This is a genomic window from Acinetobacter sp. A3 (genome assembly GCF_012371415.1).
Lineage (GTDB): Bacteria > Pseudomonadota > Gammaproteobacteria > Pseudomonadales > Moraxellaceae > Acinetobacter.
In genome coordinates this window covers 16142-33921 of sequence record NZ_JAAZQW010000006.1, presented here as the reverse complement: position 1 = coordinate 33921, position 17780 = coordinate 16142, and the positions used below count along the sequence as shown (strand labels likewise).

Sequence of the window (17780 nt, the reverse complement as noted above, 5' to 3'; positions counted from 1 at the left end):
TGGTGGGCGCTGACGGGATCGAACCGCCGACATTCTGCTTGTAAGGCAGACGCTCTACCAACTGAGCTAAGCGCCCTTAACGTCTTCATCGTTTGTGAGGTGCATTATAGAGAATCTTTACCGACTGTCAAACGCTTTTCGGCTTGTTTTCAGTTTTTTGTGACTGAGTGATTAAAAAATAGGTGATCCGCTATAAAAACAAACAAATTCTGTAAGTTATTTTAGTTTTCAAGCAAAATTAATGGGCTTTTCAATTTGTTAGCACTTGCTTAGCCTACACATTCGTTTACGCATTTGGCTAGAGTTTTATAGTTCACTATAACTACCCTTTTCATGCAAAACTTGCAGATCAACCATTCAAATCAAGTTTCTGTTCAGAAATATAAACCAATGCTTTTTCAGGAATTAAGTCAAATAATTCCAAAATATCTTGATTACGCATACGAATACAGCCATGTGAAGCAGGAATGCCCATCGGCTCTGTATCTGGCGTGCCATGTAAATAGATATAACGTTGAAAAGTATCGCAGCCCTCGCCCTGATTAAATCCTTGCTCTAAACCGCTAAGCCATAAAATACGGGTTAAAATCCAGTCCCGCTCAGGAAATTGCTCTGCTAAATCTAAATTGTAAATTTCACCTGTTGGTTGACGGGCAATAAAAACTGCATTTTCTGGCTCATTTTCCCCAAACTTTAAAGCCACCTCGTGCCATCCGCGCGGGGTCTTACCACTATTTTCAGCTTCACCGATGCCATTAACACCGCTGGAAATAACATAAAATTTACGATGCTTAGGCAAATATAAAGTTTGCTCTGCCAAATCAATCAAAATATCAGCTTGGGCGTATGAATATGACATTGCTTCATCCTATTATTATTCTTTAAATGGTGGCTCAGGTTCAGGACGCAACCACAACCAAACGCCAACTACAAACATGGTGGTATTGGTAAAAATTTTGACTGCAACCGGTGCTGTGGTAAACAACATAATGATCGCACTAATACTCATCATAGTAGTTGCAAACCATTTGGCTTTACGTGGCACTGTCCCATTAGCGCGCCAGTCTCTTAAGGTACTGCCATATTTAGGATGATTCAGTAACCAGTCATCCATCTGTGGCCACCCGCGTGAAGCGGCCCATGCTGCAAGTATCAGGAAAACTGTGGTGGGCATGCCTGGCAGCAATGCACCAATAAAGCCAAGGATGACAAAGATCACCACCAAACTTCGCCAAAACAAGCTTTGCATACCACTGTCCCAAACTACGAATTGCGGTAGTATAAAGCGTTTTTTCATTTTCCGTGGTAATTCTGCATTTTTCGCATGGATTCGTACATGATTGAGTTGCAACCTCCTACGCTTGCGCCCGAAGTCTGGTTAAATTATCGTACTGCTGCAGTACGACAATTGGCATTTGCTTTGGCAAGCCCCAATATTTTGTCTAGTTTGCCGCCAGAATTACAAATTCAACATGCCTTTACACTGCATGCAGATATTTTTTGGCAACAGCATTATCTCAATTACCAACAGCGTTTGGCTTATTTAGATTTACATCCCGAAGCCTTGCATAATTTTCTAAATCAACTCAAAAGTACCCGCTTGGGTTTACGTTTTGAAATGCTGATGTGGTTTTGGTTGCTCGATCGTAACTACCATCCCTTCGAATTACTCGGACACAGTATTCAAATTATTGATGGGGCAAAAACCGTCGGTGAGCTGGACTTTTTACTGCACAATCAAGACACCCAGCAAGTTGAACATTGGGAAGTTGCTTTAAAATATTACTTGGCTGAAGCAGATTTTTCATTGCCACATTGGTATGGCTTAAACCGTTCCGACACTTTGGCACGCAAACTCAATCATTTCAGTCAAAAACAATTCCAGTTTGAGCAGGCTTTAAATTTTCCCATCCAGCAGCGTTTTGCAGTCCTGAAAGGTCAGTTGTATTTCCCACATTTATATAGCCAAAATACTGTAGACCGCATGCCACACTGGGTTAACCGTGCACGTCGGTTAGGCACTTGGGGCAACCATATTCCAGAAAAAACGGCTGACTTTTATCGTTTACAACGACACGAATGGATTTGCCCAAATGCGCAAGCCAGTAGTTTAACCAACCAATGGTGGACTGATGGCTTATATTTCCAAGCCACAACTTCTGAATTTTATATGTATAGAGCAGCTTCTTATCTCAGCTATCCGCCCTTACACGTTGAATAACAGTTTCAACATTTCATTACGCAACCACCATGAAAGTTACCTATTTATTTTTTTGTTTATTTATTAATCTAAAAACACAGGACAAAATGTTTCTTGCTTTAAAATACTGGAGATAATCATGAAAAAAATTTTAGCAACCTCACTACTTATGATGTTTGTTTTAACTGGTTGTAACACCATTAAAGGCGTGGGTGAAGATGTTTCATCTGCTGGTAATGCAGTCAGCAATACCGCTGAAAAAACTCAGCAAGAAATCCGTCAATAATTCTGGGTTTCTTGGTGAAAACTTTCACCTGAAACATCAGAAATTCAAAAGACCTTGTGCTCAAACAAGGTTTTTTTACACTAAAATTTCACTTTTTTAGCATTATTCCCCTATTATTAGTACTCATTATTGATAAACGTCTGAAACGCGCATGACCTCTACTGCTACTCTCGATTTAAGCCTGCAACTTTTACGTCAACCCTCGGTCACACCTGTCGATCACAACTGTCAAAACATGATGGCAGCGCGCTTAGAAAAAATTGGTTTCAACATAGAATCTATGCGTTTTGATGATGTCGATAACTTGTGGGCACGTAAAGGCACAGCATCACCTGTTTTTTGTTTTGCAGGTCATACCGATGTTGTCCCTACTGGCAGTTTGGATGCTTGGAATTCTGATCCATTTGCACCAGAAATTCGTGATGGCAAATTGTATGGTCGTGGCAGCGCCGATATGAAAACTGCTTTGGCTGCCATGGTAGTTGCTTCAGAACGCTTTGTTGCCAAGCATCCTAATCACAAAGGTTCAATTGCCTTTCTCATCACTTCAGATGAAGAAGGTCCATCTATTAACGGTACAGTGAAAGTGGTAGAAACCTTAGAAGCACGCAATGAAAAAATAACTTGGTGCTTGGTGGGTGAACCTTCTAGTACAAATCAGTTGGGCGATATTGTTAAAAATGGACGTCGTGGTTCACTCAATGGCGTATTGACCGTCAAAGGTAAACAAGGTCATGTGGCTTATCCACATTTAGCGATCAACCCAATCCATACTGCTTCTAAAGCAATTTCTGAGTTATGCGAAACTGTGTGGGATCATGGCAATGAATACTTCCCTGCAACCTCGTTTCAGATTTCAAATATTCAAGCAGGTACAGGTGCAACCAATGTAGTACCAGGCAACATGACTGTCACTTTTAATTTCCGTTACTCAACTGAAGTCACCGCAGATGAATTAAAAGCGCGTGTATTAGAAATTTTAGATCGACATCAAGTTGATTATGAGATTGATTGGACACTATCAGGCTTACCTTTTTTAACACCTGTAGGTGAACTTGTGAATGCGGCACGTCAGGCTATTCGCAATGTGACAGGTATTGAAACTGAATTATCCACCAGTGGTGGTACATCAGATGGCCGTTTTATTGCACCCACAGGCGCACAAGTACTTGAACTTGGGGTATTAAACGCAACCATCCACCAAATTAATGAGCATGTAAATGTAGCCGATTTAGAACCATTGGCGGAAATTTACGAGCAAATTTTAGAAGGTTTATTGACTTAAAATCAGAAAATTCAACACTAACAATAGAAAAGGAACTCAATTTGAGTTCCTTTTCTATTGGCTAAACAATGGTTATTCAGCTATCAGATTTTCTTGAATGTATTGCAAGTTTGGTACATGAAAGACTTGATCTGCCATACGCACATATTGGAATACGCTAGGATCATCGGCTTGTTGATCATCATCAACCACTTCAGAAATACGCAAACGAATGGTTTGCGGCATTTCATTGCACATCAATGCAAAGCGCTGCTCCATTTCATCACCTTCAATTACCAAGGCTACACCCATTTTTTTCTCAGGGTCATTCACTGCATAGACAGGTAATTGTGAATCGTGCCATTCCACAGTTTTAACCTGTGTGGCATTGTCCAGTGCCGATAAAACAATGTTTTGTGGCAGCAGCATGGGTTGCTTGGCATGACATTCAACAATATAGGCATCAATAAAACCCGTAGATACGGTAATTAAGTGTTGCAACTCTTGTTGACTGATTTGGCCGAGTAAATTTGGACTATTGCTCTGACTCATGGCTTACCCCCGACTCGCTGCTAATAATTGTTCAATATTGGCAAGCAATTCTGCCTCTTGGAACGGTTTACCCATATAGTGGGTAACACCTAAACTGAACGCACGCTCACGGTGTTTTTCACCTGTACGCGAGGTAATCATAATAATTGGCAAGTTGCTGTGAATATCGTGGTGACGTACCAAGTTAGTCACTTCAAAACCATCCATTCGTGGCATTTCAATATCTAGCAGCATCAGGTCTGGTTTAACATTTTCCAGCTGCTCCATGGCATCAATACCATCTTTCGCTGTGACAATATCATAACCTTGACGCTCAAGCAGACGTGACGTTACCTTACGTACAGTTACCGAGTCATCCACAATCATAATCAAGCGGCGTGCATCACGACGTTGAGTATCACGCTGATCGCTAGCTTGCTTGGTACGTTGCGTTGCAAGAATCTGACGGGCAATATTTTGACCATCTAAAATCAGACAAACCTGACCATCACCTAAAATAGTTGCGCCCGCAATTGCACCAATGCTTGAGAACTGCTGACCAATTGGTTTCACAACAATCTGACCACGAGAACCAATTAACTGATCAACCAATAAGGCAATGGTTTGCCCTGTACTGCCTTTAATTAACAGCACCGGTAATGAGTGACCAACGTGATTTAAACGCGGTAAAGGCTGATTGCCGACAAACTCAGACAAGTAACGTAACTTGTAGCTTTGGTTGTCAATTTGGAAGAGGTCTTCATTGCTGTTGAAGTATGTTTCCAAAGTGCTTGGTGCAATACGCACAATACGATCAATTTGCGCCAATGGTACTGCAAATTGTTGATCACCAACTTTTACCATCAAGGCATCAGATACCGCAACCGTGGTCGGTACACGAATACTAAAGGTTGTGCCCTGACCCAAAGTTGAATCTACAGAAACGTGACCACCGAGCGCTTTAATTTCGCTTTGCACTACGTCCAAGCCAACCCCACGACCTGAAATTTGTGTCACCGCCTGTGCAGTGGTGAAACCAGGGTGGAAAATTAACTGTAGAATTTCATTTTTATCGAGGTCTTGATCTGCCTTAATTAAACCCAAGCTCAAAGCTTTTTGTTTAATTTTCGCATCATCAATACCTTTACCATCATCCACAAACGTCACCACAACATCTGTGCCTTGACGGCTAATGTTAAGTTCAATTTTTCCGACTTCAGGTTTATTGGCCGCTGCACGTTGTGCAGGGTCTTCTATACCATGGTCTACCGCATTACGTAGCATGTGCTCAAATGGAGTCACCAAACGTTCAAGAATGGTACGGTCCAACTCACCTTCGGTATTGTGTACCACCAATTCTGTTGGACGGTTCAAGGTAGATGAAGTCTGACGCACAATACGTTGTAAACGTGGTAACAAGCGTGAGAATGGTACCAAACGAGTACGCATCAAGCTTTCTTGAATTTCGGCCTGAATACGTGATTGTTGTAAAAGCAAACCTTCAGCATCACGGATTTTTTCAGCCAATGTGCTCTTAAAGTCCACCAAGTCCGATGCAGATTCCGCAAGAGATTTAGACAATTGATTCAATGAGGAATATTGGTCCATCTCTAATGGGTCAAAGTCTGCATAACGTGAGTTTTCAGAACCGTGTTTGGCAATAATCTGTGATTCCAACTCGCCTTCCATTCGGCGTAACTGATCTGCCAGACGTTTGATCGCCAATTCCATTTCATTCAGCGTACCGCCAAGCTGTCCAAGCTCCATTTCAATACGTGAACGGTTAATCGAGTTCTCACCAGACAAGTCGATCATCTTCTCTACCAAATCGGCAGAGATACGAATCATCTCATTGCTATTGTCTAGTGTGGCTGTTTCACTCCACTCGCCTGACATCGCAGGTGGCTCGGTGCCATCACCTTGTACAAACTCATAACTACGACTTGGTGATAACAAGTCTGTATGCGTTAAACGCTCAGGCAATTGCGCAGAAACATCCACAAATTGCATAGCGGCCAAGCTCGATTTCAGACTTTCATAATTGCTGTAATCGGCTTTAAAGATAGCATCACGCAACCAAGCCAACGTGGTTTGTAAAAGTGCATCGTAAACATTCGAGTTAAACTGATGTACAGCAAACTGTTCAAAGGTACTTTCAAGCTGGTAGGCGATTTGAGCAACTGGCTCAATTTCAGCCATACGTGCGCCACCTTTTAAGCTGTGTGCAGCACGTTGTAACTGTAGCAAAATACTACGGTCACTACGTTGCTCAAACCAATGTTTCAAGCGCTGATCCGCAGAATCTAAAATTTCTTCAGCTTCTTCACGGAAGGTTTCTTCTACTATAGAAAGCAGTTGTTCGTCTTCAGACTCAACCGTGGTTTCAGGTGCTACAGTTTCAGTGATTGGCTCAAATACGGCTGCAGGGGCATCTTCAAGTTCAACTGAAACATCATCTGCCAATACTTCTTCTGCAGACTGCATCTCGGCTTCTGCTTCAGTTTCGGCTTCTGTTTCAACTTGCACTGGCTGCTCTTGTTGCATTGAAGGTTGAACAGCGGTATTCGTTTCAATTGATTTACCTTGTGACAAGCTAACAATGTCAGCCAAAATCGCAATGGATTCTGGCGCTGCATAGTCCACACCTTCTTCACGAATGGTTTGAATACGGTCTGCAATGTCGTCTTGTACTAAACGAATAATTTGAATCAACGCAGGTGAAACAACAATTTGGTTGTTGATAATGCGCTCATAAATTGATTCAAGGTTATGCGCAATTAAACCAATATGCGTTGCAGCAATCATATTCGCACCACCTTTTAAAGTGTGCAAATAACGCATCAGGTTGTTTAAGGCTGATGTATCACTGGCGTCTTTAGACCACGTGTTTACATCTTCATCCATTCCCACCAAAAGTTCTTCGGCTTCTTCAAGGAAGATGTCTTGTAAATCTGGATCAAAATCCTTGTTGGCATCTGCTGCGTGGATATTTTGGCGGTCAGCGGCAATACGTTGTGACAATTGCGCCAAGTTTACCGCACCAGAACTTTCTACAGTTGCAACCTCTGATGAAGTCTCAACATTTTCCACTTCAGCAAGGGCAGTTTCAATGACTTGATCAGCTTCTTCAATCACACTTTCAGATTTTTCAAACGCTATATCTTCAATATCTTGCTGTACAAATGCAGTTAAGTCATTCAGCGTTTTCTGAATATCTTCAGTGACCGTGACACGCTGACCAGCTGCCAAAGTATCGAATAAGTGGATAAATTCTTGATGTGCCTGTGCAAATAGCTCGTAAGCATATTCTGAGTTTAACAACACGGGTTGAGCTAAAACACGGTCATACGCTGCTTTCAGCTCTTGAGTAAATTGATGAATACCAATCGATGCACGGTTATCGGTATGATCCACCAACAATTGTGCCTGCGCACTCAATTCTTGCAAATAGTCTGGATATTGTGCTTGTGCCAATTTATCAAATTCAAACTCAGCATCAAGTAAACGGTCAATATTCAGTTCAATTAATTTAGAGACCAAACCTTGAGGATTGGCTAATTCATCAGTGTCGCTGCTGCTAAAGCCGTAGTTATCCCACGCTTTATTAAAGGTGTCATAAATGACATCTAAACCATCACAACGTCCTTGACGCAGAATATGCAAATAATCACGTACAAATTCTGCATATTGCACTAACAATGCTGTTTCTTTAGAGGTTGATTCAATTTCATCTTGCACAAAGGCTTTGAACAAGTTTTCAACTTTAGAGCTTGCTTCAAACACCTGCTCAATTTGAGCCATAGATGAACTGCCACGCAAAGTATGCAAGGCGCGAATCAGACCATTGTAATCTTGAGATTTAATTTGTTCTTGTGCCAAGAATTGATCAATAGTGGCCAAATGCTCTTCGGCTTCTTCAATAAATATAGACAGAGTTTCAGCCAATAGACTTTCATCTGTAGTCGTGTCTTGCGCAACTGCTGCGTGTTCAACATCTGCAGGCAGTTCTGCTGATTCTAATTCTTCTGTCGCCGCTACTGTTGCAGCCATTTCAGGCTCAACCGCATCACTCAGCTCAAGACCTGTTGGTATATCTTGTGCTGTTAATTGATCGGCTAAAACAAGTAATTCTTCTAAGGCTGGTTCAGGACTTTGGTTTTGCTGTAATTGTTGTCCTAAAAGTACCAATGGGCGTAAATCAATATCAATGACACCCACATTTTTGAAGATTGGATACAGTTTGTATTGATAAATATGGAAAACAGTTTTTGCAAATTTTTGAATATCAGTATTGAGGGTAACAGCACCCGAAAGCACACGGTTTAAAGTATCTTCTACCGTCCATGCCAGTTCGCCCGCTGACTTCGCACCGACCATGCGACCCGAGCCTTTTAAAGTGTGAAAGTGACGACGAATGGTCACTAAAGTTTCTTGGTCTGTCGGATTTTCGAACCAAGTTACAAATAATGGATTTAATTCTTCGAAGATTTCTTCAATTTCTTCAACAAAAATTTCAAGAATTTCCGCATCTTGATCAAGATAACTATCTTCAGGAAGCGTCGTTGTTTCAACTAAATTTTTTAATATTTCTTTCATAGCTAAGGCTTCTTACGTTTTCAGCACCGAAAGGTACTTCAACTTAATTGTAACCATCCTGAATGCCCCTAACTCAAAAGTTAAGTTCATCTTTTCGATGCTTTATCTCTGAATGATGGTGTACCTCTACCGAAGTATAGGTACACCCTTCCCCAAGCTGGAATTCCGCTTATTCAGGTAGTTTAAAGTCAGTTACAGATTCACGTAATGATTCTGCCATGTTGGCCAACTCAGATACCGAACGTGCTGTATCAAAGGTTGCCGTTGTGGTTTGCGAGGTAATTTCTTGTACAACGTTCATCGTAGTTGCAATGTGACCTGCAGACGCAGACTGTAGTTTTGCAGCATCCGAAATGTTAGAAATCAATTTCGCAAGGTTGCTCGATACCGTTTGAATCTCATCGAGTGCAACACCCGCATCCTTAGATAAGTTCGCACCACGTACAACCTCAGAAGTCGTTTGTTCCATCGAAATTACGGCTTCGTTGGTATCGGTCTGAATCGTTTTAACCAGTGTTTCAATCTGTTTGGTTGCAGATGCTGAACGTTCTGCTAGACGCTGTACCTCATCCGCAACGACCGCGAAACCACGACCTGCTTCACCCGCCATAGACGCCTGAATTGCTGCGTTCAATGCCAAGATGTTGGTTTGGTCGGCAATATCGTTAATCAAGGCAACGATGTTACCAATCTCTTGTGAAGATTCACCCAAACGCTTAATACGCTTAGAGGTTTCTTGAATCTGCTCACGAATGATATCCATACCTTCAATTGAACGGTTTACAACGTCCGCACCATTCGATGCGATATGTACCGAACGTTCTGCTACCGCAGCGGATTCTTCCGCGTTGGCAGATACTTGGTCAATCGACATTGCCATTTCGTTAATCGCCGCAGATGCACCTGCAATTTCTTGCGCCTGATGTTCAGAAGCTTCTGCTAACTGGTTGGTAATGTTCTGCGTAGTTGCCGTATATTGTGCAACTTCGTGTGATGTTTCATGAATACGCGATACAAGGTCACGTAATTGGTCAATCGCGAAGTTAATCGAGTCAGCAATTGCGCCTGTAAAGTCTTCCGATACCGTTGCGTATGAACGTAAGTCACCATCTGCAAGGTCGGCGATCTCATCGAGTAGACGTAAAATCGCGTTTTGGTTACGGTCATATTCATCTTGTAGACGAACCACACGAGTTTTATCGGCTTCACCACGTAAGCCAAGTAATTTGAATACACAGAACAAGAATGCAAGTAAGGCTGCAATTAAGCCAATTGCTGGAATTGCAATAGACCAACCTGAACTGCCAGACAATTTATTTAAATTACTTAAAAGTTTATCAGACTGGTCAAAAATAGAAGATGAAGCCTGACGTACTTTTACAATTTGAGTAGAGTTACTTAAAACGGTTGCAGCAGCAGATTTCAATACATCTTCATATTCTGCTTGAATACCTGTTAATGACTCACGTAAGTCTTCTTGTGCAATACGTTGTACACCCAGCTCTGCACTACCATTTAACTGTGCAGCCAAATACGCACCGAAAGTTTCAGTATCGGCACTGAAGTCATCCGCAGATTCACGTGAACTATCTGTACCTGTTAACACAGAGCTAATTGAACGCAAGATACGTTCTGCAATGAATACCTGGTTTTTTGCAATTACAACCTGGCTACTTGGCATATCTTGACGTGCCATTTGGTCAACCATCAAGTTATATTCAGCCTGAATACCTGGAATGGTTTCACTGATTGCAATGTTAGTGTCATAAAGTTGGTTAATGATTTTTTGTTGCGAAGCAATCAAATCAATATTTTCAGAAACCGATTTCCACTGTGTTTCAACTTCACGCAACGTGTCTGTACTAGCATGAATGTCTTTAACCGTTTCTAAGTTTTCTGCAAAAGATTTTTGCGAATCAGTCAAATTTTTGATTGATTCAGGCGTACCTGATGCAGTTGCTTCAGTCGCTTGACGTGAAATGGTTTGTGACAATAGACGTAAATCACCCAAACTACGGGTAAAATCGTTATTACGCGGCACACTATAAAAAAGGTATAGCAACAGGAAAAGCGATAAGATGATACAAAAAGCTGCGCCTAAAATAAGTGGCTTAGATTTTTCTGTTTCACCAAATACACTCGCAAACTCATCAGTTCGCGTTTGTAATTTTGCCACAAAACCTGGCCCACTTGCTTTACGAACAGTTTCTTCGCCTGAATTTTTCTTTTTAAGTTTAAAGCCCATGCAGCTTCTCCCCGATTGACGCCTTCATTTTTTAGGTGCGCGACAGTTAATTTATAAATTTTATAGATGCGTTCATGTATTTTGGGTTTTGCAATAAACGACTAAATAAGAAAACATGCCATTGTTGGTTATGCTGGTGAAAATAGCCCTGACAATATTCTTGTAAATTACTTTCTAAATCATTGTGTTTAGAGAAGAAACTTTTCTTATTAAAGTGCTGTATACCCAAAACTTGATCTACAACCAAACCGACATAATGGTCATTATGACTAATACACATTACTTTTTGAGTAGGTGAATATTGGCTGCTTTGCCCAGAAACATAATGTGCCAAATCTGAAACTGAGAGCAATCTACCCCGAATATTGGCCAAACCGACCACCCAAGGTTGGGTGTTCGGAACTGGTGTGTATTTCGGTGGGTAAATAACCTCAGAAACCTCTCCCAATGGAGCAACAAAATATTGCCCCATCATCTCAAAAGCAATGCCTGACCAGCGGTTTACCTCATTTTCGGTACTAACGTAGTTTTTGTTACCACGTTTAGATAACCGAAGTAATTCAATAAAACCATTTGCAGCCATAGCTTATCCTGCATTTAGATGTTGATTAATCACATCAATTAATTGTTTTTCGTCAACAGGTTTGGTTAAGTAATCGCTTGCACCTTGGCGTTTCCCCCAAACACGATCGGTTGCCTGATCTTTGGTACTCACAATTACAATTGGAATGTGTTTAGTGGTATCACCACGCGAAATTTGACGTGTTGCCTGAAAGCCATTCACGCCTGGCATAACCACATCCATTAATACTAAATCTGGTAATTCAGCTTGCGCCATGGTCACGCCATCTGCACCATTCGCTGCTTCAATGACTTCAAAACCATGCTTGGTCAAGATTTCTCTGAAGCGGAATGTTTCTGTAGGTGAATCATCTACAATAAGAATACGAGCCATTATTTTCCCCAATAAATCTAACTAACTAATAATTATGCTGTCACGTGGTTACGAATGGCGTTTAATAATTCATCTTTACTAAATGGTTTAGTCAGATACTCATCAGAACCTACTACACGTCCTTTGGCTTGGTCAAATAAACCATCTTTACTTGATAGCATAATGACAGGAATGTTTTGGTAGTTTTGCGAGTTTTTAATTAAGGCACACGTTTGGTAACCATCTAGGCGTGGCATCATAATATCTACGAATACGATATCTGGATTTGATTCGGCAATTTTGGATAAAGCTTCAAATCCATCAACTGCGGTAACCACTTCACAACCTTCACGCTGTAGAAGTGTTTCAGCTGTACGGCGAATGGTTTTTGAATCATCAATCACCATGACTTTTAGATTTTGGAATTTATCGTCCATTCAATGACCCTTCCCATTTTGTTTGTACAAGCAACTGAGTAGAAATTTTTACACATTGATCGTATTTTTAACATATCTTTACTTGTAGTTTCAACGAACATATTTAGCTTGAAGCTACACTTTTACACCATTATCACCAAATCACTCACACTTTCTGGTGACCATCGATATTTTTTTATCGGTTGTGTTTTTTTAATTTCTAATTTTGATCTAATATAACACTATATATTACGTTTAATTTAAGTAATTTAGTCAACTTTCATTTGGGGGACAACGTGAGCACTTATTTTGCACAATTACTCGCCGTCAAATTAAAACAAAACAAAAAGTCGTTCAAAATGGCGATGCTAGCGTTGCTTCTGTTTCCCTCTGCTCAATTGATGGCTGAAACTCAAAATAAAGCAGTATGGTATCGTTATTATGATCAAAAAGGCGTAGCCAATATTAGCAGCAATGTGACCCCAAATCATATCCGCTATGGCTATGAGGCTTTGGATCGGAACATGCAAGTGATTCAGCGTGCTCGTCCCTATAATACTGAAACCGATATTAAAAAAGCACCACAACGTGCTGCTCAAGCACGTCAGAGTGAGTCGGACCAGCGTCTAAAAAAAGCCTATACCAACAGTCAAACTGCCACCATTAAGAGAAATAACACTTTAGCGCACATTAAAAAGCAAATTAGCTTTCAACAAGAACAACTCAAGCAACTCCAAACTGACCGTATTAGTTTTAAACGTCAGGAAATGGAGTATTTACGTAAAGTTAAGCCTGTACCACCACAACTGAAAACCAATTTAGACAATAACTTAAAAAATATTGAATTAAAAAAAGATATGATTCAATCTTTACAAACAAGCTATCGAAATACCCAAGCAGAATACGACAGAATTATTCAACGCCTCAGAGCCCTAGAATAGGGCTGGCTTTTTTTGCGTTGTCATTTTGACATTAAAATAAGGACAAATATGCATGCACATTGCACAGCGTATCGCATTCATTTTTAATCAACAACCTTTGCCACTTCTTCGGATCAGTACACTTGGGTTATGTGTATTTCTTTCTGCCTGCCAAAAAAATGAAACAGAAAATGTTGCTCCCACACCAGAAAAAATAGAATTAATTCAACAAGATTTAGTTACCATCCAGCAAGGCAGTGCCATCGAAAAAACTGCCTTTACAGGCACCGTGCGTGCGGTCAATCAAAGTAGTATTCAATCGCAAGTCAGCGCCACTGCCACATCCGTGAATGTGAAAGTGGGTGATGCAGTGCAACGTGGGCAAACCTTGGTTCGTCTGAACAATCAAGACAATGCTGCACGCTTGGCGCAAACACGCGCCAATTTGGCCGCAACCCAAGCTCAAGCCAACCAAGCTCGGAATATGATGCAGCGAAAAAAACGCCTGCTCGATCAAGGTTTTATTTCACAGGTTGAATATGAACAAAGTCAGTTGGACTATCGTGCGCAAATTGAAAATGTGCGGGTACAACAAGCCAATGTAGATATTGCACTCAAAGCCGATCAAGACGGCACGATTACAAGCCCTATACGTGGCGTTATTACTCAGCGTCAAGTAGAACCAGGGCAAACTGTTGCTGTAGGACAGACTTTATTTGAAGTGGTCGATCCTTCACGCTTAGAAATTCAAGCCAAATTACCAAGTGACTTACAGGCAGCCCTGAAAGTGGGACAAAAAATTGAATATCAATTGCAAGGTCACAACAACACACTCAATGCCCAGATTAGTCGTGTTTCTCCTGTTGCAGATTTAGCCAGTCGTCAAATTGAGTTTTTTGCCACTCCATTAGAAGCCCTCCCCTCACTTAGTATTGGTGCTTTTGTAGATGGTCATATTTTGGCAAGCAATCAAATTTCAGGGCAAATTATTCCACTTAACACCATCCACAATATAGAAAACAAGCCTTATGTATGGGTTATTCGTGATCAAAAAATTGCACGTATAGACGTTACTGTTTTAGAACAACGCTATAGCGACAATACCGCTGTGATTCAAGGCTTACAACCCAATGACTTGGTCAGTCGTGTTAGCTTTCAGCCTGATCAAATTCAGCAACCTGTAATCATTCAAAAACAGCCGCAATAGTACGCAAATATTGTATTGAATCTGTCCAATAAATAAAAAATCAGGATCGTTGTTATGTGGTTTACCCGAGTTAGTGTCAAGTACCCTGTTTTTACCATCATGATGATGTTCTGTCTGATGGTGCTTGGCTTGGCCTCATGGCAACGTATGGGTGTAGAAGAATTTCCTGATGTCGACTTCCCTTTTGTGGTGGTTTATACCAGCTATCCGGGCGCCTCACCTGAAACAGTCGAGTCTGAAATTACCAAGAAAATGGAAGATCAGATCAATACCATTTCTGGACTAAAACAACTGGTTTCACAATCTAGTGAAGGACTGTCTACCATCATTGCCGAATTCAATTTGGATGTTCCTTCAGCAGTCGCGGCACAAGATGTACGTGATAAAATTTCTTCAGTCAGTGCAGAGTTTCGTGATGAAATTCAAGACCCTGTGGTAGAGCGATACGATCCAACAGCCAATGCGGTCATGTCGATTGTATTTGAATCATCACAAATGTCTCTGCGGGATTTGAGCTCCTATTTAGATCAACAAATTGTGCCACAACTGCGCACCGTATCAGGCGTGGGCACTGTCAATTTACTGGGTGATGCACAACGACAAATTCGGATTGAAGTTGATCCACAAAAATTAATGAGTTTTGGCATAGGAGTTGATCAGGTCATCAATACCCTTAAAGCTGAAAATATTGAGGTTCCTGGCGGCACGCTCAAGCAGGCCAACAGTGAGTTGGTGGTCGAAATCCAATCCAAAGTTATCCACCCATTGGCTTTTGGCGATTTGATTATTGCCAATAAAAATGGCGCACCGATCTTTTTAAAACAAGTGGCGACCATTCAAGACAGCCAAGCCGAGTTGGAAACCAGTGCATTTTTAAATGGACAAACTGCCGTTGCAGTCGACATTTTACGCAGCTCCGACTCCAACGTCATTGAGGTGGTGGATAACACCTACAAAACTCTGGATCGCATTCAAGAGCAACTCCCTGCGGACATTACCGCGAAAGTCGTGGTGGATTCCTCTAAAGGCATTCGTGGCAGTATTCGTGATGTCGCGCGTACGATTATTGAAGGTGCCATACTTGCAGTCCTAATTGTACTGCTGTTTCTAGGTTCATTTCGTTCTACAGCCATTACAGGGCTGACCTTACCCATTGCCCTACTGGGTACACTAACCTTTATTTGGGCATTTGGTTTTACCATCAACATGATGACCTTGCTGGCGCTCTCGCTCAGTATTGGCTTATTAATTGATGATGCAATTGTGGTGCGTGAGAATATTGTACGTCACGCCGATATGGGTAAAGATCATGTTATTGCAGCTTTAGATGGCACCAAAGAAATTGGCTTAGCGGTTCTCGCTACAACCTTGACCATTGTTGCGGTATTTTTGCCCGTTGCATTTATGGGCGGCATTATTGGGCGTTTCTTTTATCAGTTTGGTGTGACTGTAAGTACCGCTGTACTGATTTCTATGTTTGTCAGTTTTACCCTAGACCCAATGCTATCTGCACATTGGGCAGAAAAAACCAATCCAAATAAAAAACCAGGTCGTATAAAACGCTTCCTCAATTGGATTTCCCACAAGCTGGATAACTTAAGCACGCATTACGAGAAATTATTAAAACTGGCACTACGTTTTCGGGTCATCACCCTCTTGATTGCTGTAAGCTCTTTGTTCGGCGCGCTGGGATTATCCAAACTGATTGGAACTGAGTTTGTTCCCGTTCCAGATAAAGGTGAAATTCGGATTAAATTTGAAACCCCTGTAGATGCCTCTTTGGAATATTCACAAGCCAAACTACAACAAGTGGATTACATTATCCGTCAACACCCCGAAGTTCGTACAACTTATGGCGTTATTAATAGCGTAACGGATCGGGGTAAAAACCATGCTAGTTTACGTGTTACCGTTAGCCCGCGTAATGAACGCCAACAAAGCCTGACTGATCTCAACAATGAATTCCGTCAGCGTTTGCAAAGTGTTGCAGGCATTAGTATTACCTCGGTGGCTTCTGCGGACGAAACAGTATCTGGTGGTCAAAAGCCCGTGATGATTTCCATTAAAGGCCCAGATTTAGCCGAACTACAAAAAATTTCTGACCGCTTTATGTCCGAAATTGCACAGGTAGAGGGGATTGTCGATTTAGAAAGTTCACTGAAAGCGCCTAAACCTACGCTTGGTGTGCATATAAATCGTGTCTTAGCCAGTGATTTAGGATTATCAGTCAATCAAATTGCCAATATTATCCGACCACTCATCGCTGGGGATAATGTTACGACATGGCAAGATGAACGTGGTGAAACCTATGATGTGAACGTGCGCCTAACCGAAAACCAACGCAGTCTGCCAAGTGATGTACAAAGCATGTATTTGACTTCACAAAAAACTGATTCCAATGGACAAAGCATTCTAGTGCCTTTGGCGAGTGTTGCGAGCTTTGAAGAAAGCCTCGGTGCAGCACAAATTAACCGAAGAGATTTAGCTCGTGAAGTTTTGGTAGAAGCGAACACCGCAGGTCGACCTGCAGGTGACATTGGTGCCGACATACAAAAAATTCAGGATAATTTTAAGCTCCCTGCGGGCTATAGTTTTGACACCCAAGGTTCCAATGCCGATATGGCCGAATCTGCGGGTTATGCACTCACAGCAATTACACTCTCCATCGTATTTATTTATATTGTTTTAGGCTCGCAATTTAACAGCTTTATTCACCCCGCAGCAATTATGGCTTCTTTGCCGTTGTCGCTGATTGGTGTGTTCTTGGCGCTGTTTATTTTTAATTCCACCATGAACCTATTTTCTATTATTGGCATTATTATGCTGATGGGACTGGTGACCAAAAATGCGATTCTACTGATTGATTTTATAAAGAAAGCCATGGATCAAGGTGAGTCACGTTATGACGCCATTATTGCCGCAGGTAAAACCAGACTACGCCCTATTTTAATGACCACCAGTGCCATGGTAATGGGGATGGTGCCCCTCGCCCTTGGATTGGGAGAAGGCGGTGAGCAAAGTGCACCTATGGCACATGCTGTTATTGGTGGTGTGATTACATCTACCCTGCTGACCTTAGTTGTTGTACCCGTGATTTTCACTTACTTAGATGACTTTAAAAACTTTATGCTGCGCCAAACCCGAAAATTGCTTTCATAGCATCACATGACATTGACGCATA

14 protein-coding genes and 1 tRNA gene are annotated in these 17780 nt (G+C 41.5%); 6 read left to right on the top strand and 9 right to left on the bottom strand.

Annotation, left to right across the window (positions count from 1 at the left end; all coding sequences use genetic code 11):
• From HHA42_RS03610 to HHA42_RS03600, 3 genes are all read right to left on the bottom strand, one after another.
• A tRNA-Val gene (locus HHA42_RS03610) sits at window positions 1–76 on the bottom strand.
• A 273-nt stretch (window positions 77–349) separates the two neighbouring features.
• Complete coding sequence (elsL, locus tag HHA42_RS03605; RefSeq protein ID WP_168417855.1) at window positions 350–859, bottom strand: cell wall-recycling L,D-carboxypeptidase ElsL; 510 nt, start codon at window positions 857–859, stop codon at window positions 350–352.
• A gap of 15 nt (window positions 860–874) precedes the next feature.
• Window positions 875–1249, bottom strand: a complete 375-nt coding sequence (locus HHA42_RS03600; protein ID WP_168417856.1) for a YbaN family protein — start codon at window positions 1247–1249, stop codon at window positions 875–877.
• Between the two features lie 87 nt (window positions 1250–1336).
• On the opposite strand from HHA42_RS03600, the gene HHA42_RS03595 reads away from it, so the two are divergent.
• From HHA42_RS03595 to dapE, 3 genes are all read left to right on the top strand, one after another.
• On the top strand, window positions 1337–2221 hold the full coding sequence (locus tag HHA42_RS03595; protein WP_168417857.1) for a DUF1853 family protein: 885 nt from the start codon (window positions 1337–1339) through the stop codon (window positions 2219–2221).
• A 118-nt stretch (window positions 2222–2339) separates the two neighbouring features.
• Window positions 2340–2486: an entericidin A/B family lipoprotein gene (locus HHA42_RS03590; protein WP_168417858.1), complete on the top strand. Its 147-nt coding sequence runs from the start codon at window positions 2340–2342 to the stop codon at window positions 2484–2486.
• Window positions 2487–2637: 151 nt separating this feature from the next.
• A complete protein-coding gene (dapE, locus tag HHA42_RS03585) occupies window positions 2638–3771 on the top strand; it encodes a succinyl-diaminopimelate desuccinylase (RefSeq protein ID WP_168417859.1) in 1134 nt (377 codons plus the stop codon).
• Window positions 3772–3843: 72 nt separating this feature from the next.
• On the opposite strand, the gene HHA42_RS03580 is transcribed toward dapE, so the two are convergent.
• The 6 genes from HHA42_RS03580 to pilG form a co-directional block, all read right to left on the bottom strand.
• The gene (locus HHA42_RS03580) at window positions 3844–4302 is read right to left on the bottom strand and encodes a hypothetical protein (RefSeq protein WP_168417860.1); all 459 of its coding nucleotides are present in this window, start codon (window positions 4300–4302) and stop codon (window positions 3844–3846) included.
• A gap of 3 nt (window positions 4303–4305) precedes the next feature.
• A complete protein-coding gene (locus tag HHA42_RS03575; RefSeq protein WP_168417861.1) occupies window positions 4306–8877 on the bottom strand; it encodes an Hpt domain-containing protein in 4572 nt (1523 codons plus the stop codon).
• A gap of 169 nt (window positions 8878–9046) precedes the next feature.
• The gene (locus tag HHA42_RS03570; RefSeq protein ID WP_168417862.1) at window positions 9047–11122 is read right to left on the bottom strand and encodes a methyl-accepting chemotaxis protein; all 2076 of its coding nucleotides are present in this window, start codon (window positions 11120–11122) and stop codon (window positions 9047–9049) included.
• Window positions 11123–11168: 46 nt separating this feature from the next.
• Entirely contained in the window at window positions 11169–11705 is a 537-nt protein-coding gene (locus HHA42_RS03565; protein ID WP_104852339.1) for a chemotaxis protein CheW, read from the bottom strand.
• A 3-nt stretch (window positions 11706–11708) separates the two neighbouring features.
• Window positions 11709–12077, bottom strand: a complete 369-nt coding sequence (locus HHA42_RS03560) for a response regulator (protein WP_004975526.1) — start codon at window positions 12075–12077, stop codon at window positions 11709–11711.
• A gap of 32 nt (window positions 12078–12109) precedes the next feature.
• Window positions 12110–12493 carry a twitching motility response regulator PilG gene (gene pilG / locus HHA42_RS03555; RefSeq protein WP_004975524.1) on the bottom strand — a complete coding sequence of 128 codons (384 nt, stop codon included), beginning with the start codon at window positions 12491–12493 and terminating at the stop codon, window positions 12110–12112.
• Window positions 12494–12831: 338 nt separating this feature from the next.
• Here pilG and HHA42_RS03550 point away from each other — a divergent pair, with 338 nt between their 5' ends.
• Genes HHA42_RS03550 through HHA42_RS03540 form a run of 3 tightly spaced genes read left to right on the top strand, consistent with a single transcriptional unit; the run spans window position 12832 to window position 17758 of the window.
• Window positions 12832–13413 carry a hypothetical protein gene (locus tag HHA42_RS03550; RefSeq protein ID WP_171525566.1) on the top strand — a complete coding sequence of 194 codons (582 nt, stop codon included), beginning with the start codon at window positions 12832–12834 and terminating at the stop codon, window positions 13411–13413.
• 52 nt (window positions 13414–13465) lie between these two features.
• Window positions 13466–14599, top strand: coding sequence for an efflux RND transporter periplasmic adaptor subunit (locus HHA42_RS03545; RefSeq protein WP_168417864.1), 1134 nt, complete (start codon window positions 13466–13468; stop codon window positions 14597–14599).
• 54 nt (window positions 14600–14653) lie between these two features.
• Window positions 14654–17758 (top strand): efflux RND transporter permease subunit, encoded by a 3105-nt coding sequence (locus HHA42_RS03540; protein ID WP_168417865.1) that lies wholly within the window; start codon window positions 14654–14656, stop codon window positions 17756–17758.
• Window positions 17759–17780 lie beyond the last annotated feature (22 nt).